This window comes from Paenibacillus sp. FSL L8-0158 (assembly GCF_038592965.1).
In the GTDB taxonomy this organism is placed as follows: domain Bacteria; phylum Bacillota; class Bacilli; order Paenibacillales; family Paenibacillaceae; genus Paenibacillus; species Paenibacillus polymyxa_D.
In genome coordinates, this window is record NZ_CP151949.1 from 2,144,321 (window position 1) to 2,167,487 (window position 23,167).

Here is a 23,167-nt window from a genome sequence, read left to right on the forward strand (position 1 = left end):
CAGTCTTGAATGAGATAAGAAGTCATACCCGTTATGCGGGGTTGATCTGGTTAAGGAGGTGGGAATAATGGCAGTACCTCAACGGAGAACATCCAAAACTCGTCGCGACAAACGTCGTACTCACTTTAAACTGGCAGTACCAGGTATGGTGAAATGCTCCGAATGCGGCGAATTGAAACTTGCTCACCATGTGTGCAAAGTTTGCGGAACGTACAAAGCTAGAGAGATCATCTCTCAATAATGTCCGATAAGCGGATTCTTTGGAATCTTCGCAGAAAAAGTAGCGCTTCACTTCAGTGAGGCGCTACTTTTTTTGTCTGCATGCTTCCTTTTTACGTCAGCATGCTATATACTGTTTTAGTACCAGGTTCTAAGAAAGAAGGGCCGAAGGGGTTCCTTTATACATACAAGAAGACAAATCGGCTTGAAGTCTCGCCGTTAGAAAGTGAAGTAAAGTAACCCGAACTGTCGTCTGAACGATGGTTTATTGTAGGGAAAGGAGGCGTCACTGACATCGAACGTTTGCCGAAGAGACAGAGACAGCAGCGGCTGACTCAATTAATTGATGATAATCCATTCGTAACGGATCAGGAATTGACAAGACAGCTGAAGGTAAGTATTCAGACTATTCGGCTGGACCGGATGGAGCTGGGAATCCCGGAATTGCGGGAACGGCTAAAGCTGATGGCTGAGCGCTCCTACGACCAGGTTCGTTCTTTGCCTTTGCATGAAGTGATCGGGGATATCGTTGATCTGCAGTTGGATCGAAGCGGTATTTCGATTTTTGAGATTAAAGAGGAACATGTTTTTTCGCGTACTGGCATTGCGCGGGGGCATTATGTATTTGCTCAGGCCAATTCATTGGCCGTTGCTGTGATTAATGATGAGATAGCATTGACTGCATCAGCGGATATACGCTTTGTCCGCCCGGTTCATTTAGGTGAGAAGTGCATTGCCAAGGCATATGTACGTTCAAATCCAGAACAAAAAGGGAAGGCTAAAGTGGAAGTTTTCGCCTACGTAGGAGAAGAAATGGTGTTCCAAGGCAACTTTGTCATTTATCGCTCCACGGAGGAAGAGTATAGCGAAGGAGGAAGTCAGCATGCGGATCGCCATTGATGCCATGGGGGGAGATAATGCTCCTGAGGCGACAGTAGAGGGCGCGCTATCTGCGGCGGCGGAATGGAAGGATACGGACATTACGCTGGTTGGTGACCGGGAACGAATTGAATCGGTTCTGAACTGTAGAGCGTTGCCGACGAACCTCAGCATTCGCCATGCATCCGAAACGATAGATGCGCAGGACGAGCCTGTAAAGGCAGTGCGCCGCAAAAAGGATGCTTCAATGGTCGTAGCTGGTCGAATGGTCAGAGAAGGCGAAGCGGATGCCATGATATCTGCAGGTAATACAGGCGCGCTAATGACCACAGGGTTGCTGGTGGTTGGAAGAATGGAGGGCATTGAACGTCCGGCTCTCGCGCCGATGATACCGACGATTGACGATCAGGGTATTCTGGCGCTTGACTTGGGAGCCAATATGGATGCCAAGCCTGAGCATCTTGCCCAGTATGCACTGATGGGGAGCTTGTATCGTCAGAAAGTTCACGGTGTGGCTTCTCCAAGGGTGGGTCTGCTGAATGTGGGGACCGAAGCTGGGAAGGGCAATGAACTGACGAAGTTGGCATTTCCACTTATTGAGCAGTTACCTGTCAATTTTGTGGGTAATGTTGAATCGAGAGATGTGTTAACTGGGAATTGCGATGTATTGGTGTGTGATGGATTTGCTGGAAATATCATGCTAAAATCACTAGAGGGTACAGCTGGAGCCATTTTTTCTCTCTTAAAAGAGCAATTCACCAAATCCTTGAAGACCAAGCTTGCAGCAGCCTTGATTATGCCTGAGCTTCGCAGTCTGAAAGGTAAATTGGATTATAAAGAGCATGGCGGGGCTCCTTTGCTGGGTTTGAGTGGACTCGTCCTGAAAAGTCACGGTTCGTCTGACGGCGTTGCCGTCAAAAATGCGGTAAGGCAGGCTCGTACGGCCTTGCAAAACCGGTTGGTGGAAAGTATATCCAAGGAAATCAGCAGGAAGTGAGTGACGATATGAATAAATTACGGCCGGTTGGTGTTATCGGAACAGGGAAATACGTACCTGAGAAAATTCTGACCAATAAAGATTTGGAAGCAATCGTAGAAACAAGTGATGAATGGATTGTCAGTCGTACAGGGATTCAGGAGCGCCATATTGCAGCTCCAGAGCAGGCTACATCTGATTTAGCTTATGAAGCAGCAATTAAGGCGTTGGAGTCCGCGGGTATGACGGCACAGGATCTGGATTTAATTATTGTAGCTACGGTTACACCGGATATGGCGTTTCCGTCAACTGCCTGCATTCTTCAGGACAAACTGGGAGCCAAAGGCGCAGCGGCTTTCGATTTGTCTGCGGCATGCTCGGGTTTTGTATACGGACTGGCTACGGCAACGAGCTTCATTAAGACAGGTATTTATAATAATGCGTTAATCATTGGGGCAGACTGTCTTTCTCGGATTACAGATTATACCGACCGCAATACCTGTGTCCTATTCGGAGATGGTGCAGGAGCTGTAGTGATTGGTGAAGTGCCTGAAGGTAGAGGATTCCAATCCTTTGATCTCGGGGCTGAAGGCGCAGGTGGAACCTTGCTTAAGCTGGAAGCTGGTGGCTCGCGTTTGCCTGCGAGTGCAGAAACACTGGAGAATAAACAGCACTATATTTACATGAACGGACGCGAAGTGTTCAAGTTCGCGGTTCGTGTTATGGGAACGGCAACGGTTGATGTGTTAGAAAAAGCAGGGCTGTCCAAAGATGATATTGATCTGTTCGTTCCACACCAAGCCAATGTTCGCATCATCCAATCGGCAATGCAACGTCTGGATTTGCCAGAGGAAAAGGTAGTTGTTAATGTTCATAAATATGCGAATACATCCGCAGCATCAATCCCTCTCGCTCTAGTAGAAGCAGCTGAGGAAGGCCGCATGAAGGAAGGCGACCGTGTATTAATGGTGGGCTTTGGCGGTGGCTTGACCTGGGGAGCGTCGGTTCTTGTCTGGTAATAAGATGGAATTATTGATATAATATTGAATTTGTGTAGTGTTTTACAGGACAAGCATTGGATATAGAGAGGTGCATACACGATGGGCAAAACGGCATTTATATTTCCCGGTCAGGGTTCACAAGCTGTAGGTATGGCTAAAGATGCTTATGAAGCAGTTCCAGCTGCAACAGAAGTATTTCGCCAAGCGGACGAACGGTTAGGGTTCGCACTAAGCACACTGGTTTTTGAAGGGCCAGACACAGCTTTGAAGCAAACATCCAATACGCAACCTGCACTGTTAACGGCGAGCATTGCACTGTATGAAGCGTTCAAGGAAAAAATGGACATTCATCCCGATTATGTGGCTGGGCACAGTCTAGGAGAGTACAGCGCGCTAGTTGCTTCAGGTGTCCTTGCATTTGAGGATGCGGTTGAGACTGTTCGTGCACGTGGTCAGTTTATGGAACAGGCTATCCCTGATGGACAAGGTGGTATGGCTGCTGTGTTGGGAGCTGATCGTGAAGCGTTGGCAGCATTGTGCCGTGATATTACGGAATCTGGTCAACTGGTCGAACTAGCCAACATCAATTGTCCTGGACAAATTGTTGTATCTGGTACGAAGGAGGGCGTAGCTGCTGTCGCTGAACGTGTGAAGGAAGCAGGCGGCAAGCGCGCTATTACTCTAGAGGTTAGCGGTCCTTTCCACTCTTCATTGATGAAGGAAGCAGCGACCAAGCTTTCCGGCAAGTTAGGAGCTGTAACTTTCTCCAAAGCTCAGATTCCGGTGGTGGCCAATGTAACAGCTAAACCTGTACGTGAGGGGAGTGAAATCCGCCAACTGTTGGTGGATCAGGTCTATTCTCCGGTACTGTGGGAAGACAGTGTAGCATGGCTACTGGAACAAGGTGTTGACACTTTTGTTGAGTTTGGACCGGGAAGTGTTTTGACTGGATTGGTTAAAAAAATCGACAAAACGGTTAAGCTGTATAATATAAGCAGCTTGGAGTCGTTTGCTTCTCTAACGGAAGCCTTGGAGGCCCGTTAAAAGTATAATCATTGCCTTAACGGATTATATACTTGCAAGGGGGGACTATGATGTCTAAGCCATTAAGTGGAAAAACGGCGCTCGTTACGGGGGCGTCGCGCGGAATTGGTCGTAGTATCGCGCTGGCGCTGGCTGAAGCAGGTGCTAATGTGGCAGTAAACTATGCTGGTAGTGAAGCGGCTGCGACTGAGGTAGCAGAGCAGATTCGTGCCAAAGGTGTGGAGGCTATTACAGTTCAGGCTAATGTTGGTCGCGCTGACGAAGCAGATCAGTTAATCAAGGATGTGATTGGCGCTTGGGGCAAAATTGACATCCTAGTGAATAATGCCGGCATAACAAGAGATAATTTAATCATGCGCATGAAGGAAGAGGAATTCGATCAGGTGATCGAAACGAATCTGAAGGGTGTGTTTAATTGTCTTAAGGCGGCAACACGTCCAATGATGAAGCAGCGTTCTGGCCGTATTATCAATATCTCCTCCGTGGTTGGTGTCCTTGGCAACGCAGGACAAGCCAACTACGTTGCTGCTAAAGCAGGGGTGATTGGTCTTACCAAATCCTCTGCTCGAGAGCTTGCTTCGAGAGGTATTACAGTGAACTGTGTGGCTCCTGGATTCATCGATACTGAGATGACGCAGGTACTGGCAGATGATTTGCGTGACAATATGCTTAGCGGTATTCCGCTGGCCCGTCTTGGACGGCCTGAGGAAATTGCTGACGTGGTGCTGTTCTTGGCCTCGGATGCTTCCTCATATATGACGGGCCAGACTTTGCATGTGGATGGCGGCATGTATATGTAGTAGCATGTTGCCAATCTGCATGCCCCGATGAAGAGTTGTCAATGAAAACTCTCTTCTATGGCATTTTAATTGTAATTTTCGTATAATACCTAAGAGGAGGTGAGCCGGATGTCCGATGTATTGGAGCGCGTAAAACGCATTGTCGTTGACCGTTTGGGAGCCGACGAAGCCGAAGTTACACTTGAAGCATCTTTTAAAGATGATTTAGGCGCTGATTCTCTCGATGTAGTTGAATTGGTAATGGAATTGGAAGATGAGTTTGATATGGAAATCTCTGATGAAGATGCAGAGAAAATTACAACTGTAGGTGAAGTTGTGAAGTACATACAATCTCATACCTAATTCATGTCATCAAAAGTCCCGTTCTGTTACAGGCGGGACTTTCTCCTAATTATACAGATTGAACTAAAGACGGAATTGCCGCGTGTTTTTGAGTATGGCTCAGCTTAACTTAGTCAAAGGCTGAGAAGTATGCGGCATTACTAACTTTAGTTGATTCTATATTATTTTTACGCACAAGAGTGTGCGGTCTTAAAATACAATATGCAGTAGACATAGAGGTGATTATCTTTGAAACAACGTGTTGTCATAACAGGAATGGGTGTAATCACTTCGCTGGGACAGGATTTGAACACACTATGGGATAATCTGATGGCCGGAAAATCCGGCGTCAGTGAAATCGAAGCTTTCGATACAAGTGAGTACACTACGAAAATAGCCGCTTCCATTAAAGATTTTAATCCAGAGGATTATATTGAACGTAAGGATGCGCGTAAAATGGACCGCTTTGTGCAGTTTGCGGTTGCTGCTAGTAAATTGGCGCTTGAGGACAGCGGACTTGTAATCGGAGAAAATGCGGAAGCTGAGCGTGTTGGTGTATCTGTTGGTTCCGGTATTGGCGGATTGGGAACTTGGGAAGATCAGCACAACGCACTAATTGAAAAAGGACCTAAACGCGTAAGCCCTTTCTTCATCCCGATGATGATTGCTAATATGGGTTCTGGTCAAGTGTCGATTTCGCTCGGTGCTAAAGGCCCTAATACATCACCAGTTACGGCTTGTGCCACGGGCAGTCATGCTATTGGCGATTCCTTCCGCATGATTCAGCGCGGTGACGCAGACGCCATGATTTGCGGAGGAGCTGAGGCGACTATTCGTCCGATTGGTATGGCTGGATTTTGTTCCATGCGAGCGATGTCCACGCGTAACGACGAGCCTGAAAAGGCAAGCCGCCCTTTTGATACCGAAAGAGACGGGTTTGTTATGGGCGAAGGCTCTGGTGTTCTTATTCTGGAATCGTTGGATCATGCTTTGAAGCGTGGTGCGCGTATTTACGGTGAAGTGATTGGCTACGGTCTTTCTGGCGATGCTCATCATATGACGGAGCCTGATCCAGAGGGAGCGGCACGCTGCATTAGAATGGCGATCCGTGATGCCGGATTGAATCCTGAAGAGATTGATTATATCAATGCACATGGTACGTCTACGCCAGTCGGTGATAAATCCGAAACGGAAGCAGTTAAGAAAACACTTGGAGATCATGCCTATAAGGTAGCGATCAGCTCAACTAAGTCGATGACAGGGCATTTATTGGGTGCAGCGGGCGGCGTTGAAGCCGTGATCTGTGGTCTCGCCCTTCAGCATCAGACGATTCCGCCAACGATTAATTTGGATAATCAAGACCCGGCATGCGATCTTGATTATGTACCTAATAAGCCGAGAAAAGCGGAACTGAATGTGGTTATGTCCAATTCCTTTGGTTTTGGCGGTCACAATGCTACGGTTATTCTAAAAAAATATGAAGCATAAGGGGTCAGTTCGTTGAGTGGAGACTTGAAGCAATTACAGCAGAAACTTCATATTCAATTCAACAATCGGCAGCTTCTGAAGCAGGCCTTTACGCACGCTTCCTACGTAAACGAACATCGGTTCAGTCAGCATGCAGACAATGAGCGTCTTGAATTTTTAGGTGACGCTGTTCTGGAACTGACGGTGTCCGAGCAATTGTACAATCAGTACCCTAACCGACCCGAAGGCGAACTCACCAAGCTGCGTGCAGCTATTGTCTGTGAGCCTTCTCTGGTGAAGTTTGCTGTCGGGCTTGAGTTCGGGCAATATGTACTGCTTGGAAAAGGTGAAGAGTTGACAGGTGGACGTACTCGTCCGGCTCTGTTGGCTGATGTATTCGAAGCGTTCGTAGGTGCGCTTTATTTGGATCAGGGTCTGGAGGCCGTCCGTTCGTTTCTGGAACGTTATATTTTTCCTCAAATTGTATTAAACGGTAAACTTCAGATGAGTGATTTCAAAACAGAGCTTCAGGAACTGACGCAGCATCATAACATGGGGATGCTTGAATACAAGATTGTAGAGGAGCGCGGACCAGCCCATGAGCGCGAGTTTGTAGCCGAGGTATATATGGACAGCGAACGGCTAGGGGCAGGTACGGGGCGCTCCAAAAAAGAAGCTGAGCAGCAAGCGGCGGCAGTAGCTTTAAACCGTTTGAAGCTGGCAGAATCGTAATCGGTACCTGAGCAGCCCAGACGGGTTACGCAAGCAGAGGGCACAAAGTAAGAGCAAAGGGCAGTCCGCGGGGAGTCCCGGCCCGTAATGGCGAATGGACTGCGTTTTGCTCTTTTTTCGTGGCTTTACTGGTGTAACGTGAGTGTTGGTACTGTGCTTTATACAAGCTAGTTTATGCTACAATAGGGATAATTCATATCAATCAGGTATACGGTGTTGTACAAGCATATTTGAAATGTTAGAGGTGAGATTGAGCATGTTTTTAAAGCGCATTGAGCTGGCGGGCTTCAAATCGTTTGCAGATAAAACGGAAATGGAATTTGTCCGCGGCATTACGGCAGTCGTCGGACCCAACGGAAGCGGAAAAAGTAATATTTCCGACGGGATTCGTTGGGTGCTGGGCGAACAGAGTGCCAAATCACTGCGTGGCGGCAAAATGGAGGACATTATTTTTGCGGGTAGTGATGCTCGTAAGGCTGTGAATTACGGTGAAGTATCGCTTACGTTGGATAATGAAGATCAGGCGTTGCCTCTGGATTTTGGTGAAGTTACGGTAACGCGACGTGTACATCGAAGTGGGGATAGTGAATATTTCATTAATCGGCAATCATGCAGACTCCGAGATATTACAGAGCTGTTTATGGATACAGGGATTGGTAAAGAAGCTTATTCCATTATTGGGCAGGGACGCATTGAAGAAATCCTAAGTACTCGATCTGAGGATCGTCGAGGTATTTTTGAGGAAGCCTCGGGTATCGTAAAATATAAATCGCGTAAAAAAGATGCTGTTCGCAAGCTGGATGAGACGGAGCAAAATTTGCTGCGTATTCACGATTTGGTTAGTGAACTGGAGGATCAGATTGGACCGCTTAAGGAGCAGTCTGAAAAGGCGATTCATTTTAAAGAGCTACGCGGTGAATTGAAATCAAAAGAAATCTCAATGTACGTCCATCAAATTGAACAAATTCATACTTCGTGGAGCGATGCGACTTCCAAATTAGCTTTGCTGCAGCAGGAGCAACTTCAGTTGTCTACGGTGGTATCCCGACATGATGCGATGCTGGAAAGCGACCGTAACGAATTACGCCAGCTGGAAGAGCAAGTAGAACAGTTGCAAAGGGATCTGCTGCAATACAGTGAAGCGACGGAGAAAAGTGAAGGCTACGGCGAATTGCTCAAAGAGCGCACACGCAATCTGGCGGCTAATCGGGAACAACTGATCTTATCACTTAGCACAAGCGAATCACGGCATTCCGAGCGCAAGAGTGAACTGGATCAGCTGAACGAAAAGCTGTCTGCACTGAATGTAGAGCTTGACGAGTTGCGTGCGCGGCTGTCTGACGAAGAGGCCAAGCTGATTGGAGTTACAGGCGGAATCAGCCAGGAGCAGGAAGAAAGCCTAAAGGGTGGCCTGCTGGAGCTGATGAATCAGATGGCGCAGGCGCGTAACGAAATCCGTTATACAGACCAACAGAAGGAAGCGTTGGAACGGCGTGTGACTCGCGTAAGTGACGAATCCGGCAAATGGGAAGCCCAGAAAGTACAACTTGAACAGCGCAAAAAGGGATTGGAAGCTGCGGTTCAGAAGCTGGGGCAGGAAATCAGTAGTTTGCGTAGTGGCTATATTCAGGGAAGTGAAAAGTATCAGGCCCTGCAAAAACTTTTGGAAGAAAACCAGGGTACAGTTCGTAAATGGGAACAAAAACGTGAGGCTCAAATTTCACGGCGAGATACAATGAAGGAAATGCAGGATGACTTTGATGGCTTTATGCTTGGGGTTAAAGAGGTATTGAAGGCTGCACGAAAAGAAACCTTGCACGGTGTACATGGAGCGGTAGCGGAGCTGATTCGGGTGCCTGAGCATTTAGAGCAGGCGATGGAAACCGCTTTGGGTGCTTCAGTTCAGCATATCGTGATGGAAAATGAATCCGTATCCAGACAGGCGATCAGTTTTCTCAAGCAACGTCAACTGGGCAGAGCAACATTTTTGCCTATGGATGTTATCCGCCCGCGTCAAATCGGCACAGGAGAACGCCAAATTGCAGAAGGAGCCGAAGGCTTTGTCGGGATCGGTGCAGATCTTGTTCAGTATGATGATCGATATGCCGGAATTGTAGGCAGTCTCTTGGGGAATGTGGTCATTGCTCGTACATTGGAAGACGCAAACCGTATTGCGGCCCGTTGCCAATATAGATACCGCGTTGTCACTTTGGAAGGTGATGTTGTCAATGCAGGGGGTTCTATGACTGGGGGAAGCCAGTTCAAGAAAAATGCTAATCTGCTTGGACGCAAACGCCAGCTGGATCAGTTGGATCAAGACATTGTAGATACAGAGCAGCAAATTGCAAGGTTGCGTCAGAGTGCAATAGATACCAAACGCCAGTTAGAGGAGACACAGACCCGTCTGGACGAGCTGCGTCAGGGCGGCGATGTGAAGCGCGGTGAAGAGCAACAGATGGCAATGGAACTCAAGCAACTGGAGCATGAACTTCGTCATGTTCTGGAGCAGGTCGCTGCGTCTGGTCAGGAGAAAAAGGGCTTTGATCAGGAAATCAAGGAGCTGGAAACTTCCCGTGAAGAAGCGTTGGTAAAGTTGGCTGCGCTGGAGGAAGAAGAAAAGAAAACGCATCAAGCTATTCACGCTGCCGAGTTTGCCCGTAAAGCCAACGAATCTGCCAAAGAGCAGCTGCAGGGAGAGCTCACGAATCTCAAGGTAAGAGAAGGAAAGCTGGACCAGGAGCGTTTTTCATTGGAAGAGCAGTTGCGCAGATTGCGTGGGGATTATGATACTCTTGGTAAGGATTCGAGACAAAACAAGACCTTACTTGCTTCCATTGAAGCAGATTTGCTGACCAATGAGCAGGAGACTGTGAAACAGATCGAAAATCTCAATCAATACCGTTTGAAAAAAGACGAAGCTGCACAACAACTGGAATTCAAGCGGGCTGCACGCAGCAGCTTGTCCAAAAAGCTTGAAGTGGCTGAGAACGACACGAAAGAACAGCGAATTCAGCTCAAGTCAGTGGAGGAGTTGCTTCGCCAAACGGAAATTGGAGTAAATCGGCTTGATGTGGAACTGGAAAACGTACTGAAAAAATTAAGTGATGATTATGAACTCAGCTATGAGTTAGCCAAGCAGCGTTACCCTATACCGGAAGATATTGAAGGCACTCAGAGCGAGGTAGAAAGGCTCAAACGTGGTATTTCCGCGTTGGGTGAGGTGAACCTGGGCGCCATTGAGGAATACCAGCGTGTGCATGAGCGTTATACGTTTCTTGATGAGCAAAAGTCTGATTTGGTGGAGGCCAAGACAACACTTTATCAGGTTATTCGTGAAATGGATGAAGAAATGTCCAAACGCTTTAAGACTACGTTCGATGCTATTCGGCGCGAATTTGGAACGGTATTCTCCAAGCTGTTCGGAGGCGGACGTGCTGATCTCGTGCTGCTTGACCCGGAACGCTTATTGGAGACGGGAATTGACATCGTAGCTCAGCCACCGGGCAAAAAACTGCAAAACTTGCAGCTACTGTCGGGCGGTGAGCGTGCGTTAACAGCGATGGCGTTACTATTTGCCATTTTACACGTTAAACCTGTTCCATTCTGTGTACTCGATGAAGTAGAGGCTGCATTGGACGAAGCAAACGTGGTGCGTTTTGCCCAGTATTTACGAGAATTCTCGGAGCAGACACAGTTCATTGTAGTCACACACCGCAAGGGCACAATGGAAGAATCAGATGTGCTGTACGGGGTTACGATGGAGGAAGGCGGGGTTTCCAAACTCGTATCTGTCAAGCTGGACAACGATGAAGCTGAGATTGCCTGACATTAAATAACATACTTTCAGATCAACGGAGGGAATCCATGAGTTTCTTTAGGAAATTGAAGGAAAGCATTGCAAACAAAACTGAATCGGTCACAAAACAGTTCAAAGATGGTTTGGAAAAAACACGTAAAGGTTTTGTTGAAAAAGTAACGGACTTGATGATTCGCCGTAAAAAGATTGATGAGGAATTTTATGAGGAACTGGAAGAAATTCTGATCGGAGCGGACGTAGGCGTCAACACGGTTATGAACCTCATTGAAGACCTGCGAGAAGAAGTGAAAAAGCGCAAAATCGAGGATGCATCCGAGTTACAGCCTGTATTGTCGGAAAAGCTGTCCGAGTTGCTGCGGGGTAATGACAATAGTCAGCTCAAGATGAGTCCTGACGGGATTACAGTCATTCTATTCGTGGGAGTCAATGGCGTCGGCAAAACGACAACCATTGGCAAGTTAGCTCATCGTTTTAAACAAGAGGGCAAAAAAGTATTGTTGGCTGCCGGAGATACGTTCCGGGCGGGTGCGATCGAACAGTTGGAGGTATGGGGCGAGCGGGCAGGTGTAGAGGTTATTAAGCAGCAATCCGGTTCCGATCCGGCTGCGGTTATGTTTGATGCCGTACAGGCTGCCAAGCAGCGACAAGTGGATGTTTTATTGTGTGATACCGCAGGACGTCTTCAGAATAAAAGCAATCTGATGGAGGAACTGAACAAAATTTTCCGTGTAATTCAACGCGAAATTCCAGATGCTCCTCATGAAGTGTTGTTGGTACTTGATGCGACGACTGGACAAAATGCACTTAACCAAGCCAAGCTGTTTGGTGAGAAAAGCGGTGTAACTGGGCTGGTACTAACGAAGTTGGATGGTACAGCGAAGGGCGGGATAGTTGTGGCCATCCGTCAGGAGCTGAATTTGCCTGTTAAGCTGGTCGGCTTAGGTGAAAAAGTGAATGATCTTCAACCGTTTGATTCCGAGCAATTCGTTCATGCGTTGTTCGCGGGGTTGATTCAGGAAGAGTCGGTCGAAGCAACTGCTACAGGCGAGGAAGAACAGAACTGATACGTTTAAAGTGGCTTTCATGCTACGTTTGGGACTAACTAAGTAGCCATCCTGTTGCTGTTCAAGTTTGCCCAGATGTATAATGAAAGCAAGAGATCTGTCGATACCGTATATGTAATGTATCTTGTATGTAAAATATAAATCAGGAAGCCGGGTGAAAAACCGATGGCAAACACCTATACCTACTCCCGACGGGAAGAAGTAGCTAACGCCATTACACATGGAATTGGAGCCGTTTTAAGCGTGGCAGCGCTTGTGTTGCTTATTGTTTTTGCTAGCATGAAAGGAACCACTTGGCATGTCGTCAGCTTTACAATTTACGGGATTACGATGCTGCTGTTGTACACCAATTCAACGTTGCTTCATAGCCTGCGTGAAGGGAAAATGAAGGATTTGTTCGAAATATTCGATCATTCTTGCATTTACCTGTTCATTGCAGGTAGCTACACCCCGTTTATGCTCGTTGCACTGCGAGGTACTCTGGGATGGACACTGTTTGGTGTGATTTGGGGGATTGCACTGTTTGGTGTGTTGTTCAAGGCGTTCTTCACCAAGCGCTTCCTGTTTATGTCTACCGTGTTTTACATTGTGATGGGCTGGCTCATCACCATTGCTTGGAATCCTCTGGTTGCGACTGTTCCCGCCGGAGGGATGACGTTATTGTTCGTAGGTGGTCTTATGTATACGTTGGGCACGATTTTCTATGTGTGGCGGGCATTTCCATATCACCATGCGATCTGGCATCTGTTTGTTTTGGCAGGCAGCATACTTCATTTTCTGGCTGTTCTGCTGTATCTTACTCCGGTAAGGGTTTAAGTAACAGTGGGTAAAAAGCCGATCCGTACTTCCGTTTAAGGACAGTGGATCGGCTTTTTTTTGTATGACAAGGGATAACGCTTGACATCTTCTTTTCTTTTAGGTATCATAAGGAACGTTGAAAAGAACTGTAAAGTGTTTTTCCTTGACGATGGAGGTATACAAGATGAGTCAGGAGAATCGGCTGGAAAAGACAAACCGGATTAACCGACTGTTTGACTTCTATGAACCTCTGCTTACAGAGAAGCAACAGATGTTTTTAAAATATTACTTCCATGATGATTTTTCTTTAGGGGAAATCGCATCGGAATTTCAAATTAGCCGTCAGGCAGTATATGAACATATTAAACGTGCTGAACAGGTATTGGAAATGTACGAGGAAAAGCTTGGTTTGCTAAGTAAGTATGAGCGCAGAATCCAAGATCTCGATGAATTAAATAAGACGTTGTATGAGGCATTCGGTAAAATCAGTGAGTCCGATGAAGGCACTCTGCAACATGTTCATCAAATTATAAATCGCCTGCAGGAACTGTAGGACATATAGATTAAGAACAAACAACCCTGGTAGACAAGGAGGTGCGGAAGTATGGCATTTGAAGGATTATCGACTCGCTTGCAAAATGTATTCAGTAAACTGCGCGGTAAAGGAAAAGTGTCTGAGGATGATGTAGCTCAGGCTATGCGTGAAGTACGATTAGCTTTGCTTGAGGCGGACGTTAACTTCAAGGTTGTAAAGGACTTTATTGCCAAGGTAAAGGAGAAATCCGTTGGTAAGGAAGTGATGGACAGCTTTACGCCAGGCATGGTCATCATCGACATCGTGAACAAGGAACTGACCGAGTTGATGGGTGGTAGTCAGGCCAAGCTTGCCAAAGCAAACAAACCGCCTACGGTCATTATGATGGTGGGTCTCCAGGGCGCAGGTAAAACGACGACGTCTGGTAAACTGGCGAAATTGCTGCAAAAGCAAAATCATCGTCCATTGCTTGTAGCTGGTGATATTTATAGACCAGCCGCGATCAAGCAGCTTCAGGTTCTTGGGGAGCAGATTAATACTCCTGTATTTACTCTGGGAGATCAGACAAGCCCAGTGGAAATCGCAAAACAGGGTTTGCAGCACGCTAAGGATAATGGCAATGACTACGTTATTATAGATACTGCCGGTCGTCTTCATGTTGATGAAGAGCTCATGGAAGAGTTGCGCCAGATTCATATCAACGTCAACCCGGATGAAGTTCTACTGGTTGTAGATAGCATGACGGGGCAGGACGCGGTTAACGTTGCGGAGCACTTTAATACTAGCCTGGAGTTAACGGGAGTTGTACTGACGAAGCTGGATGGCGACACTCGTGGTGGTGCAGCTTTATCGGTTAAAGCTGTAACGGGATGTCCGATCAAGTTTGCTACATTGGGTGAAAAGCTGGATGCGATGGAGCCGTTTCATCCTGAACGGATGGCTTCACGGATTTTAGGCATGGGTGACATGTTGTCCCTGATTGAAAAAGCGCAGTCCAATATCGACGCCGATAAGGCGAAGGAAATGGAACGGAAAATGCGTAATGCCGAGTTTACTTTTGAAGACTTTTTGGAGCAAATGGATCAAGTTAAGAAGCTTGGCCCGATCGACCAGATTCTTGATATGATTCCCGGTATGGGCAACATGAAGCAAATGAAAGATATCAAAGTGGATGACAAACAGATGGGCCGGATTGAGGCTATCGTTCATTCTATGACCACACAGGAAAAGCAAAACCCAGACATGATTAATCATAGCCGTCGCAAACGTATTTCTGTAGGCAGCGGAACATCACTGGCTGAGGTAAATCGTCTAATAAAGCAATTTGACGAAATGCGTCGCATGATGAAACAGTTCTCAGATATGATGGGACCTAAGGGTGGCAAAAACAAGGCTATGAAGCAGTTGAAGAGTATGGGTAAAGGTATGAAGTTTCCTTTCCGCTAAGGCCAATAGGCCCTTGGAATTATGGGATAACAATATACAGTCTACTTTTTGAAGGAGGTGAATTTTCGTGGCAGTTCGTATTCGTCTGAAACGTATGGGTGCACATAAAGCTCCTTTCTATCGCGTCGTGGTATCTGATTCTCGTTCCCCGCGTGACGGTCGTTTTATCGAAGAAATCGGTTACTACAACCCAATCACAGTACCAGCGGTTGTAAAAATTGATGAAGATAAAGCGCTGAAATGGTTGCAAGATGGTGCACAAGCATCCGACACAGTCCGTAACTTGCTTAGCAAAGCGGGCGTAATGAAAAAGTTTCATGAGTCTAAACTACAGAAATAAGGTGCTGATACGGAGGGTCAACCATGGAAGAATTAGTGATAATCATTGCTAAGGCTTTAGTCGATCATCCGGAAGATGTAACCGTGAAGACCTTGGAGAAGGATCGGCTTGTTGTATATGAGCTTAGTGTGCATCCTGAGGATGTAGGCAAGATCATTGGTAAGCAGGGTCGTATCGCCAAGGCGCTTCGCACTGTGGTTGCATCAGCAGCCGTTAAGATGGATAAACGGGTTACCGTAGACATCATATCTTAAAGATATACGAAAGTGGGTTAGGATGTATGTCCTAACCCTTTTTCGTACATGATGAAGATGATATGGAGCGGGACCGATTACAAGCAGGAGGAACACGATGCAACAATTGTTTAATGTCGGAAAAATTGTGAACACCCATGGAATCCGTGGGGAGCTAAAAATATTAACGACGACAGACTTTCCAGAAGATCGCTTTGCTAAAGGTAGTGAGCTTTTGATTGTTCCGGCTGAAGGTAAAGCACCGATCCCCGTAACTATTGAAACAGCGCGTTTTCAAAAAAATATGGTTGTCGCTAAGTTTAAGGAATATCACAATATTAATGAAGTTGAAAAATATAAAGGTACATTGTTGAAGGTATCTGCTGAGCGGTTAGGCGAATTGGAAGAAAATGAATTCTATTTTCATGAAGTAGTCGGCATGGAAGTGGTGACTGAGGACGGAAATGAGCTCGGCGTGGTCAAGGAAATTTTGACTCCGGGAGCCAATGACGTATGGGTAGTCAAAATGCCTAAAGGCAAGGAACTGCTATTGCCGTATATAGAGGATGTTATTTTGGATGTAAACGTGCGTGAAAAACGGGTTACGGTACGGTTAATGGAAGGTCTGCTATAATGCGGGTGGATGTGCTGACCCTGTTTCCAGAGATGTTTGATGGAGTATTTAATGCAAGCATTCTGGGAAAAGCAAGGGATAAGGGAATTGTATCACTGCAAGCGGTTAATTTTCGTCAGTATGCCGGCAACAAACACGGACAAGTGGATGATACGCCCTATGGCGGTGGGGGCGGCATGGTTTTGAAGCCTGACCCTATTTTTGCTGCTGTGGAAGCACTGTTGGATAAATCAGAGCAACCAACATTAAAGACTGCCGATGAAGTTATCCAACATGAAGGGGTAGAACGTAACACAGACATAAAATCTCCGCGTATCATTTTGATGTGTCCACAAGGCGAGACTTTTACGCAAAAGAAAGCGGAAGAGCTGGCCAAAGAGGACCATCTTATTTTTATATGTGGGCATTACGAGGGTTATGATGAGCGTATTCGAGAGCACTTGGTGACGGATGAGCTTTCTATCGGAGATTATGTATTGACTGGTGGTGAGCTTCCAGCCATGACCGTCATTGACAGTGTGACACGGTTGCTACCAGGAGTTCTGGGGAACGAAACGAGTGCGGTAACGGACTCGTTTAGTACGGGGCTGCTGGAGTACCCCCATTATACACGGCCTGCGGAGTTTCGGGGCTGGAAAGTACCCGATGTACTCCTGTCAGGGCATCACGTCAATATTGATTCTTGGAGACGACAAGAGGCGTTACGTCGCACGATGGAACGTCGACCGGATCTATTGGAACAAGCTGAACTGACAGGCAAAGAGCGCGTGTGGATTGAGGAGCAACGCAAAGCTGACTTTTTGGAAGACTAGCATTAAAACGCTTTAAACATGAGTGGATTTGAAAGCAGGCAGTGACCTGTTCTATAATAAAGTCAATTAAATAATGTTTGGTCAAATCCCTTTTTGTTGTTGCAATGCGGTATCCTCCATGATACAATACATCTGTTGTGTGTAATACGGTGGTCCTCTGTGGATAATGAAGGAAACGGTTGTGTTTCCAGAAGAAGCATGAACACCTGTACGGAAGGAGGGAGTCATAGATGAATATCGTCCAAGCGATCACTGAAGAACAACTGCGTAAAGATTTGCCTAACTTTCGTCCTGGTGACACTTTGAAAGTGCATGTGAAAGTTATTGAGGGAACTCGTGAGCGTATCCAGTTGTTTGAAGGTGTTGTAATTAAACGCCGTGGTGGTGGAATCAGTGAGACTTTTACAGTTCGTAAAATTTCTTACGGTGTAGGTGTGGAAAGAACTTTCCCGCTTCATTCCCCGAAAATCGATAAAATCGACGTGGCTCGCCGTGGTAAAGTGCGTCGTGCGAAGCTTTATTATCTTCGTGAACTGCGCGGTAAAGCAGCGAGAATTAAAGAAATTCGTCGTTAATACAACGAATAACGAAAGGGGCTTGGTTACAAGCTCCTTTCGTTTTTTCTACGTACATAGGGAACTGTGGATTATTGACCGTAAAGAGAGGACAGTGAGCTATGGAGCAAGAAGTAGGACAAGGAGCTGTGCAGCAGCCAACTGATCAGGATGGTACGCCCAAGCGTAAACCAAAAAATGAGATTTTTGAGTGGCTCAAGGCCATCATTATTGCGTTAGTGCTTGTCTTTTTAATCCGCTGGCTTCTCTTTAAGCCGTTTATTGTGGATGGCCCGTCGATGCAGCCTAACTTTCATACCGGAGAACGCGTCATTGTGAATGAGATTTTGTATGATTTCCGTGCCCCTAAACCAGGCGAAGTCATCGTGTTTCATGTGCCGGAGGAAGGAAGAGACTTTATCAAACGCGTCATTGCCGTTGAAGGAGATACGGTCAAGGTAGAAGGTGACACGATTACAGTAAATGGTAAGCCGATTCAGGAATCTTACCTGAAAGCTCCTTTGGAAGAAGCGCATCAAAATGGCGAGCTTTACAACAAGTTTACAAATTTTCCAAATGAGAAGTTTAAGGATGGAAAAGTTCCGGCTGGGCATATTTTTGTAATGGGAGATAACCGTTCCAATAGTACAGACAGTCGGATGATCGGATATATTGATTTGAAAGAAGTCGTGGGTCGGGCTGACGTTATTTTCTGGCCGGCGAAAGATATGCAGTGGATTAACCACTAGAATAACTAATAAGCAGCATAGCTGCCGTAATCCTAACTAAGAGCCTAAGGGTAAAAGTAGGAGTACGATCAATGGGGTGATGACGGTGACGATTCAATGGTTCCCTGGTCATATGACCAGAGCTCGCCGCCAAATTGAAGCAAAATTAAAGTTAATTGATTTGGTCATTGAGCTGATTGATGCTCGATTGCCGCTCTCAAGCCGAAATCCAATGATTGATGATATTTTGCAAGGCAAGCCGCGAATGATTATATTGAATAAAGCAGATTTGGCGGACCCCGTAGTATCACAGCAATGGATTGCCTACTTTAAGGAGCAGGGGCATGTGGCCTTACCGGTGGATGCCACAACTGGAACGGGGCTAAAAGAAATCCCGATTCAGGCTAAGCTGTTACTTAAGGAAAAGATAGATCGGCAGATTCGGAAGGGAATGAACCCGCGTCCTATGCGTGGGTTGATTGTTGGTATTCCGAATGTTGGTAAATCGACACTGATCAACCGAATGGCGGGACGTAATATTGCAGCTACGGGTGACCGTCCAGGGGTAACGAAGGCACAGCAGTGGATCAAGATCGGTGAAATTGAATTGCTGGATACACCAGGTATTCTATGGCCTAAATTCGAGGATCAGAATGTAGGCTATCGTCTGGCTGTTACAGGTGCGATCAAGGAAGAAATTCTGAATGTCGAGGATATTGCTTTTTTTGCGACTAAATATTTGGTCCAGTACTATTGGGATGCAATGGCAGAGCGCTTTGAGCTCACCGAACGTCCTGAAGATACAGAAAATCCTGATGAAATTGTCAACGTCATGGAAGCGATCGGACGTAAACGCGGCTGTATTGTTAGCGGCGGACGTGTGGATCTCGAAAAGGCGTCAAAAATCATTTTGCGTGAGCTGCGTGCAGGGAAGCTGGGACGGTTCAGTCTGGAAGCTCCTTACTGATTCTACGGGTAGACCGATACAGAACACAGCATTTTGTGGCAAGGAAGAACCTTCCCCATCTCTCCGGAGAGGAGGAAGGTTTTTTTGGTATTTGAAGGCAGTTAGAAAAGGGTTTTGGACAGTGAAGGTCTGTGGTAAGCTGAATTCAATCGCTAGAGCTACGGCATGAATGAGGCGTTAAACTACATATAGATGGGCAGGTATTGAATATGGAAGATAAAGAGATTGTACTGAAGGACATGCTACATTATGAAAAAAAATGCTGGGAGCAGTCTTGTGAACGGATTGCAGGTATTGACGAGGTAGGTCGTGGATGCCTGTTTGGTGATGTTGTGGCCGCAGCAGTCATTTTACCAGTGGGTGAGTTACTGGAAGGTGTGGATGATTCCAAAAAATTGACGGATAAGAAGAGAGAAGCGTACTACGAGCTGATTATGGAGAAGGCCATTGCTGTAGGAGTTGGCTATGTAGATGCGCAGACGATTGATGATATCAATATTAAGCAAGCAGCTCGTTTGGCTATGAAGCAGGCTATTGAGGCTTTACATGTGTCTCCTGATTATTTACTGGTGGATGCAGAAAAGGTAGATGTGCCTATTCCTCAGCTCTCAATTATTAAAGGAGATGCGAACAGTCAGTCTATTGCGGCGGCCTCTATCATCGCCAAGGTAACTCGTGATCGGCTGTGCAAAGGTGAATGGGATGCGAAGTATCCGGAATATGGGATCGGTATACATAAAGGTTACGCTACCAAGTTGCATAGGGAACAAATTTTAGCGCTAGGACCTACAAAGATGCATAGACGCAGCTTTCTGGGCAACCTGTTGACGGAGCAACCGACGCTGTTTGATCTGTAGTTACTTATTATGAATCGGGACAATGCCGATATAAAGGATAACTAATACCATAAGCCCCTTTGATTGGGGAGAGTGAGAGGAGGGGCGATATGAACATCGGATCTGTATTTCGTGGATTACTTGGAGATGTGAAGGCTGGAGAGGCTAAAAAACTTGATATGCAGCCAGGTCAGGTCGTACGAGGAGTCGTGCTAAAGGTGTCTGAGGACGGCGGCGAGGCTGTGTTGCAAATACAAGGTTCTCAGGTCAGGGCAAAGCTGGAGACCCCTCTTCAACCTGGGCAGACTACAACGTTTCAGGTTCAACCGGCTTCCCCCAGCGGAATGACGGTGCTTAAACCTTTGAACGATGCGGCCAATACACCACAGCAAACCGTAGCGCTGACAGATGTATTGGAATCGGTGGGACTGCCGGATACAGCTCAGAACAGGGAGCTTATACAGGCAATGCAAAAGAATGGTGTGCCGTTGACATCTGAAAATGCGGCTTCTTTGCGAGAAGCTATGGCGAAGCAAAGTGGCAATGTACAGTTGGGAACGTTTGTGCAGGCGGCAGCAGTTGCTTTTCAGCGGGGACTTCCATTGACGGCAGAAAGCATAAACGGATTGCGTCAAGCGATGTTTGGGCCTCCTTTAAATGATCTGTTGTCTTCGCTGGAGCAAGAGCTTGAAACGGTATTAAAACAGCAAGGACAGGGAATATCCACTGACCGTTCAGTAGGGGAATCAACAGCTAAAAAGAGCGCTGAGCGAATGTCAGCTAGTCCAACAGGTGCTTCTTCCGTGGTAGTTGTAGATGGCGAGGAAGGCCAAGCTCCTATATTGTCCAAGGATGCTTCTACCGCTGCAAAGCAGGCAGAAGCTGGACAAACCACAGGCGGCAAGGAATTGTTAAAAGGGGCTCAAGCAGCCAACCTTGCTGTTGCAGTGAGTAAAGCGAGTGCTTTGGCAACAGATTCAGATACTGCAACGGGGGCTACATCTGCAGCCAAAGGGCCCGCTCAAGGAGAAGCGGAGGCAGGCAATGGACGCGGAGCGACCGTGGCATCGGAAGCTGGCGAAATTGCGCCAGAAGCGAGTGCTGATGCATTAAACGGTCCTCGCACCAGAGTGGAGCAGTCACAGCAAGCTACTGCGGCAAGCACACAGCTTAAGGATACGGATGGCGCTCCAGCAGCTGCCACGACAGAGCCTGCGGGGGCGAAGCCCGCCTTAACCGCAGCCACGGCTGACCGTCTCTCCACACAGCAGGCTGGTGTCCCTGTGACGCAATCCACAGCAGACAACACTGCTGCACCAGAGGTACCGCTCCAGCGGCTGCGCACGTTGCTGCAAGAGCTACGCGCGGCGGTGCCGCCCGCACTGAGCATGGCTGCGCCGGAGCAGCCCGCAACGGAAGTGGCGCAGCCAATGGCTGGCGCTTTGCGGGCCGCAGACGCCACTGCATCGCAGCCTGCGGCATCCAGCCCGCAACTCACCCCCACGGAAGACCCGTGGGTGGGCCGCGTACTGAAGTTGCTCGGTGCAGAGCACGAGCAGCAGGTACACCGCGCGACTACACAGGTCGCGCAAGGGGCGGCGGCACGTATGGAGCCGCCAGAGGGAATGCCCCAGACACTGCCGGGACTAGCGGCTGCGTCTGGAGACACGGTGTCAGCAGATGCAGACACCGTAAAAGGGGCGCTGCTCCAGCTGATGAGCAGTGACGACCTGCCGCCCGCTTTGAAAGAAGCGGCTCAGCAGGTTGTACAGCACCTGACAGGTCAGCAGTTGCTGCTCAATACAGATCGAACGGCGCCTTTTGCACAAGTACACATGTTTATACCATTCGTTGGACCGGATGGTCGTGAAACAGCTACGATCCAGATTCAGTCCCGCCGCGGCAAACGGGGAGAGCTGGACGCCTCCAACTGTCGTCTTTGGTTTGATTTGGACATGAAGGGGCTTGGACCGACCCTGGTAGATGTCCAGGTTGTAGATCGAATTGTAAGTGTCAAGCTCCATAATGATCATGAATGGGCGGCTTCGTTGTTAACCAGTGGGCGTGAGTCCATTCACACAGCGTTGGAGTCACTAGGATACCAACTTCTATCGCTTCGTACCGAGCCCATGCCCATAAGGACTGAACAGAACAGCCTCGTCTCTTCTGAAGTACAAAGCTATGTACCTCAGCCGTATAAAGGAGTCGATCTTAAAATATGAAAGAGCCGTTGGAGCCTCCTTCTCCTTCCATAAAGAAGGCGGTCGCCCTTAAATATACGCCTGGTGAGAGCGAAGCACCGATTGTCGTTGCCAAAGGGAGCGGCCGTATTGCGGATAGCATTTTAGAAAAAGCTAAAGAACATGGTGTTCCGGTACAGGAGGACGCTGCGCTGGTTGAAGTACTATCCAAACTTGATTTGGACGAACAAATCCCTGCTGAGCTTTATCAGTTGGTGGCAGAGGTGCTTACCTATATTTATCAAATGGATCGACTTGCATCAAGAGATGACTGGTGATGAGAAATGAGATGAAGGCTGGAGGCAAGGATCAACGGAAAGCCAAAGGAGCGATGGGCGAAGAGGCAGCGGCTTTGTTTTTAGAAAACTTGGGTTACCGTATCATAGAGCGTAATTGGCGATGCCGCAGTGGTGAAATAGATCTGATTGCCAAGCAGGAGCATACATTCGTGTTTATTGAGGTACGTAGTCGAAGTAGCTCCAAATATGGAACGCCAGCAGAATCAGTTACTGCGCGTAAAATAGCCCAAGTTCGCCAAACAGCTGCTGTATATTTGCATATGAACGGGATTGGAGATGCTCCAATCCGCTTTGACATGATTTCTGTACAATTAACTGACGAAAAGGCAGTTGTTACGGACCATTTAATAGGTGCATTTTAAAAGAATAAGAGCTTTTTCGAAGGTGAGAGTGCGGGACTGAATTCAAATGTGCAGGTTGACAGG

25 protein-coding genes are annotated in these 23,167 nt (G+C 47.3%); all 25 read left to right on the plus strand.

The window, feature by feature from the left end:
- Positions 1 to 67 precede the first annotated feature (67 nt).
- The 25 genes from rpmF (at position 68) to NSQ68_RS09995 (ending at position 23,104) form a co-directional block, all read left to right on the plus strand.
- A complete protein-coding gene (gene rpmF, locus NSQ68_RS09875) occupies positions 68 to 241 on the plus strand; it encodes a 50S ribosomal protein L32 (protein ID WP_007429979.1) in 174 nt (57 codons plus the stop codon).
- Between the two features lie 281 nt (positions 242 to 522).
- Positions 523 to 1,119, plus strand: a complete 597-nt coding sequence (gene fapR / locus NSQ68_RS09880) for a transcription factor FapR (RefSeq protein WP_039274761.1) — start codon at positions 523 to 525, stop codon at positions 1,117 to 1,119.
- The gene (gene plsX / locus NSQ68_RS09885) at positions 1,103 to 2,095 is read left to right on the plus strand and encodes a phosphate acyltransferase PlsX (RefSeq protein WP_342428736.1); all 993 of its coding nucleotides are present in this window, start codon (positions 1,103 to 1,105) and stop codon (positions 2,093 to 2,095) included. Before fapR ends, plsX begins: the two co-directional genes overlap by 17 nt.
- Before the next feature lie 8 nt (positions 2,096 to 2,103).
- On the plus strand, positions 2,104 to 3,093 hold the full coding sequence (locus NSQ68_RS09890; protein WP_342428737.1) for a beta-ketoacyl-ACP synthase III: 990 nt from the start codon (positions 2,104 to 2,106) through the stop codon (positions 3,091 to 3,093).
- Between the two features lie 81 nt (positions 3,094 to 3,174).
- Positions 3,175 to 4,119, plus strand: coding sequence for an ACP S-malonyltransferase (gene fabD, locus NSQ68_RS09895; RefSeq protein WP_342428738.1), 945 nt, complete (start codon positions 3,175 to 3,177; stop codon positions 4,117 to 4,119).
- Between the two features lie 50 nt (positions 4,120 to 4,169).
- Entirely contained in the window at positions 4,170 to 4,919 is a 750-nt protein-coding gene (gene fabG, locus NSQ68_RS09900) for a 3-oxoacyl-[acyl-carrier-protein] reductase (RefSeq protein ID WP_025721716.1), read from the plus strand.
- Positions 4,920 to 5,027: 108 nt separating this feature from the next.
- A complete protein-coding gene (locus NSQ68_RS09905; protein WP_007429985.1) occupies positions 5,028 to 5,261 on the plus strand; it encodes an acyl carrier protein in 234 nt (77 codons plus the stop codon).
- Positions 5,262 to 5,489: 228 nt separating this feature from the next.
- Positions 5,490 to 6,728 (plus strand): beta-ketoacyl-ACP synthase II, encoded by a 1,239-nt coding sequence (gene fabF / locus NSQ68_RS09910; protein WP_029515005.1) that lies wholly within the window; start codon positions 5,490 to 5,492, stop codon positions 6,726 to 6,728.
- A 12-nt stretch (positions 6,729 to 6,740) separates the two neighbouring features.
- Positions 6,741 to 7,439, plus strand: coding sequence for a ribonuclease III (gene rnc, locus NSQ68_RS09915; RefSeq protein ID WP_013309856.1), 699 nt, complete (start codon positions 6,741 to 6,743; stop codon positions 7,437 to 7,439).
- A 256-nt stretch (positions 7,440 to 7,695) separates the two neighbouring features.
- Positions 7,696 to 11,265, plus strand: a complete 3,570-nt coding sequence (smc, locus tag NSQ68_RS09920) for a chromosome segregation protein SMC (protein ID WP_342428739.1) — start codon at positions 7,696 to 7,698, stop codon at positions 11,263 to 11,265.
- A gap of 38 nt (positions 11,266 to 11,303) precedes the next feature.
- Positions 11,304 to 12,320, plus strand: a complete 1,017-nt coding sequence (gene ftsY / locus NSQ68_RS09925; protein WP_342428740.1) for a signal recognition particle-docking protein FtsY — start codon at positions 11,304 to 11,306, stop codon at positions 12,318 to 12,320.
- A 165-nt stretch (positions 12,321 to 12,485) separates the two neighbouring features.
- Positions 12,486 to 13,136 carry a hemolysin III family protein gene (locus NSQ68_RS09930; protein WP_025721713.1) on the plus strand — a complete coding sequence of 217 codons (651 nt, stop codon included), beginning with the start codon at positions 12,486 to 12,488 and terminating at the stop codon, positions 13,134 to 13,136.
- Positions 13,137 to 13,302: 166 nt separating this feature from the next.
- Entirely contained in the window at positions 13,303 to 13,671 is a 369-nt protein-coding gene (locus NSQ68_RS09935) for a putative DNA-binding protein (RefSeq protein ID WP_342428741.1), read from the plus strand.
- Positions 13,672 to 13,722: 51 nt separating this feature from the next.
- Positions 13,723 to 15,099 carry a signal recognition particle protein gene (gene ffh / locus NSQ68_RS09940; RefSeq protein WP_342428742.1) on the plus strand — a complete coding sequence of 459 codons (1,377 nt, stop codon included), beginning with the start codon at positions 13,723 to 13,725 and terminating at the stop codon, positions 15,097 to 15,099.
- A 67-nt stretch (positions 15,100 to 15,166) separates the two neighbouring features.
- Positions 15,167 to 15,439, plus strand: coding sequence for a 30S ribosomal protein S16 (gene rpsP, locus NSQ68_RS09945; RefSeq protein ID WP_013309862.1), 273 nt, complete (start codon positions 15,167 to 15,169; stop codon positions 15,437 to 15,439).
- A 23-nt stretch (positions 15,440 to 15,462) separates the two neighbouring features.
- The gene (locus NSQ68_RS09950) at positions 15,463 to 15,693 is read left to right on the plus strand and encodes a KH domain-containing protein (RefSeq protein ID WP_013309863.1); all 231 of its coding nucleotides are present in this window, start codon (positions 15,463 to 15,465) and stop codon (positions 15,691 to 15,693) included.
- A 97-nt stretch (positions 15,694 to 15,790) separates the two neighbouring features.
- Complete coding sequence (gene rimM, locus NSQ68_RS09955) at positions 15,791 to 16,306, plus strand: ribosome maturation factor RimM (protein ID WP_069291714.1); 516 nt, start codon at positions 15,791 to 15,793, stop codon at positions 16,304 to 16,306.
- The gene (gene trmD / locus NSQ68_RS09960; protein WP_307349785.1) at positions 16,306 to 17,118 is read left to right on the plus strand and encodes a tRNA (guanosine(37)-N1)-methyltransferase TrmD; all 813 of its coding nucleotides are present in this window, start codon (positions 16,306 to 16,308) and stop codon (positions 17,116 to 17,118) included. Before rimM ends, trmD begins: the two co-directional genes overlap by 1 nt.
- A 230-nt stretch (positions 17,119 to 17,348) precedes the next feature.
- Positions 17,349 to 17,693, plus strand: a complete 345-nt coding sequence (rplS, locus tag NSQ68_RS09965) for a 50S ribosomal protein L19 (protein WP_010346403.1) — start codon at positions 17,349 to 17,351, stop codon at positions 17,691 to 17,693.
- Positions 17,694 to 17,794: 101 nt separating this feature from the next.
- Complete coding sequence (gene lepB, locus NSQ68_RS09970; RefSeq protein WP_025721709.1) at positions 17,795 to 18,421, plus strand: signal peptidase I; 627 nt, start codon at positions 17,795 to 17,797, stop codon at positions 18,419 to 18,421.
- 85 nt (positions 18,422 to 18,506) lie between these two features.
- On the plus strand, positions 18,507 to 19,367 hold the full coding sequence (gene ylqF / locus NSQ68_RS09975) for a ribosome biogenesis GTPase YlqF (protein ID WP_220027637.1): 861 nt from the start codon (positions 18,507 to 18,509) through the stop codon (positions 19,365 to 19,367).
- Between the two features lie 209 nt (positions 19,368 to 19,576).
- On the plus strand, positions 19,577 to 20,224 hold the full coding sequence (locus tag NSQ68_RS09980) for a ribonuclease HII (RefSeq protein ID WP_307349789.1): 648 nt from the start codon (positions 19,577 to 19,579) through the stop codon (positions 20,222 to 20,224).
- 89 nt (positions 20,225 to 20,313) lie between these two features.
- A complete protein-coding gene (locus tag NSQ68_RS09985; RefSeq protein ID WP_342428743.1) occupies positions 20,314 to 22,425 on the plus strand; it encodes a DNA ligase in 2,112 nt (703 codons plus the stop codon).
- Entirely contained in the window at positions 22,422 to 22,721 is a 300-nt protein-coding gene (locus tag NSQ68_RS09990) for an EscU/YscU/HrcU family type III secretion system export apparatus switch protein (RefSeq protein WP_023988176.1), read from the plus strand. The genes NSQ68_RS09985 and NSQ68_RS09990 overlap by 4 nt, the downstream gene beginning before the upstream one ends.
- Entirely contained in the window at positions 22,721 to 23,104 is a 384-nt protein-coding gene (locus tag NSQ68_RS09995) for a YraN family protein (protein WP_039274735.1), read from the plus strand. The genes NSQ68_RS09990 and NSQ68_RS09995 overlap by 1 nt, the downstream gene beginning before the upstream one ends.
- Positions 23,105 to 23,167 lie beyond the last annotated feature (63 nt).

Excerpts from the sequence above, each read along its gene's own strand:
- NSQ68_RS09930 (WP_025721713.1), top strand. The coding sequence starts at position 12,486 with ATGGCAAACACCTATACCTACTCCCGACGGGAAGAAGTAGCTAACGCC.
- NSQ68_RS09950 (WP_013309863.1), top strand. The coding sequence starts at position 15,463 with ATGGAAGAATTAGTGATAATCATTGCTAAGGCTTTAGTCGATCATCCG.
- NSQ68_RS09995 (WP_039274735.1), top strand. The coding sequence starts at position 22,721 with ATGAGAAATGAGATGAAGGCTGGAGGCAAGGATCAACGGAAAGCCAAA.
- trmD (WP_307349785.1), top strand. The coding sequence starts at position 16,306 with ATGCGGGTGGATGTGCTGACCCTGTTTCCAGAGATGTTTGATGGAGTA.
- ffh (WP_342428742.1), top strand. The coding sequence starts at position 13,723 with ATGGCATTTGAAGGATTATCGACTCGCTTGCAAAATGTATTCAGTAAA.
- rplS (WP_010346403.1), top strand. The coding sequence starts at position 17,349 with ATGAATATCGTCCAAGCGATCACTGAAGAACAACTGCGTAAAGATTTG.
- ftsY (WP_342428740.1), top strand. The coding sequence starts at position 11,304 with ATGAGTTTCTTTAGGAAATTGAAGGAAAGCATTGCAAACAAAACTGAA.
- NSQ68_RS09990 (WP_023988176.1), top strand. The coding sequence starts at position 22,422 with ATGAAAGAGCCGTTGGAGCCTCCTTCTCCTTCCATAAAGAAGGCGGTC.
- NSQ68_RS09985 (WP_342428743.1), top strand. The coding sequence starts at position 20,314 with ATGAACATCGGATCTGTATTTCGTGGATTACTTGGAGATGTGAAGGCT.
- plsX (WP_342428736.1), top strand. The coding sequence starts at position 1,103 with ATGCGGATCGCCATTGATGCCATGGGGGGAGATAATGCTCCTGAGGCG.
- NSQ68_RS09890 (WP_342428737.1), top strand. The coding sequence starts at position 2,104 with ATGAATAAATTACGGCCGGTTGGTGTTATCGGAACAGGGAAATACGTA.
- NSQ68_RS09905 (WP_007429985.1), top strand. The coding sequence starts at position 5,028 with ATGTCCGATGTATTGGAGCGCGTAAAACGCATTGTCGTTGACCGTTTG.
- fabD (WP_342428738.1), top strand. The coding sequence starts at position 3,175 with ATGGGCAAAACGGCATTTATATTTCCCGGTCAGGGTTCACAAGCTGTA.
- rpmF (WP_007429979.1), top strand. The coding sequence starts at position 68 with ATGGCAGTACCTCAACGGAGAACATCCAAAACTCGTCGCGACAAACGT.
- rimM (WP_069291714.1), top strand. The coding sequence starts at position 15,791 with ATGCAACAATTGTTTAATGTCGGAAAAATTGTGAACACCCATGGAATC.
- NSQ68_RS09980 (WP_307349789.1), top strand. The coding sequence starts at position 19,577 with ATGGAAGATAAAGAGATTGTACTGAAGGACATGCTACATTATGAAAAA.
- lepB (WP_025721709.1), top strand. The coding sequence starts at position 17,795 with ATGGAGCAAGAAGTAGGACAAGGAGCTGTGCAGCAGCCAACTGATCAG.
- NSQ68_RS09935 (WP_342428741.1), top strand. The coding sequence starts at position 13,303 with ATGAGTCAGGAGAATCGGCTGGAAAAGACAAACCGGATTAACCGACTG.
- fabG (WP_025721716.1), top strand. The coding sequence starts at position 4,170 with ATGTCTAAGCCATTAAGTGGAAAAACGGCGCTCGTTACGGGGGCGTCG.
- smc (WP_342428739.1), top strand. The coding sequence starts at position 7,696 with ATGTTTTTAAAGCGCATTGAGCTGGCGGGCTTCAAATCGTTTGCAGAT.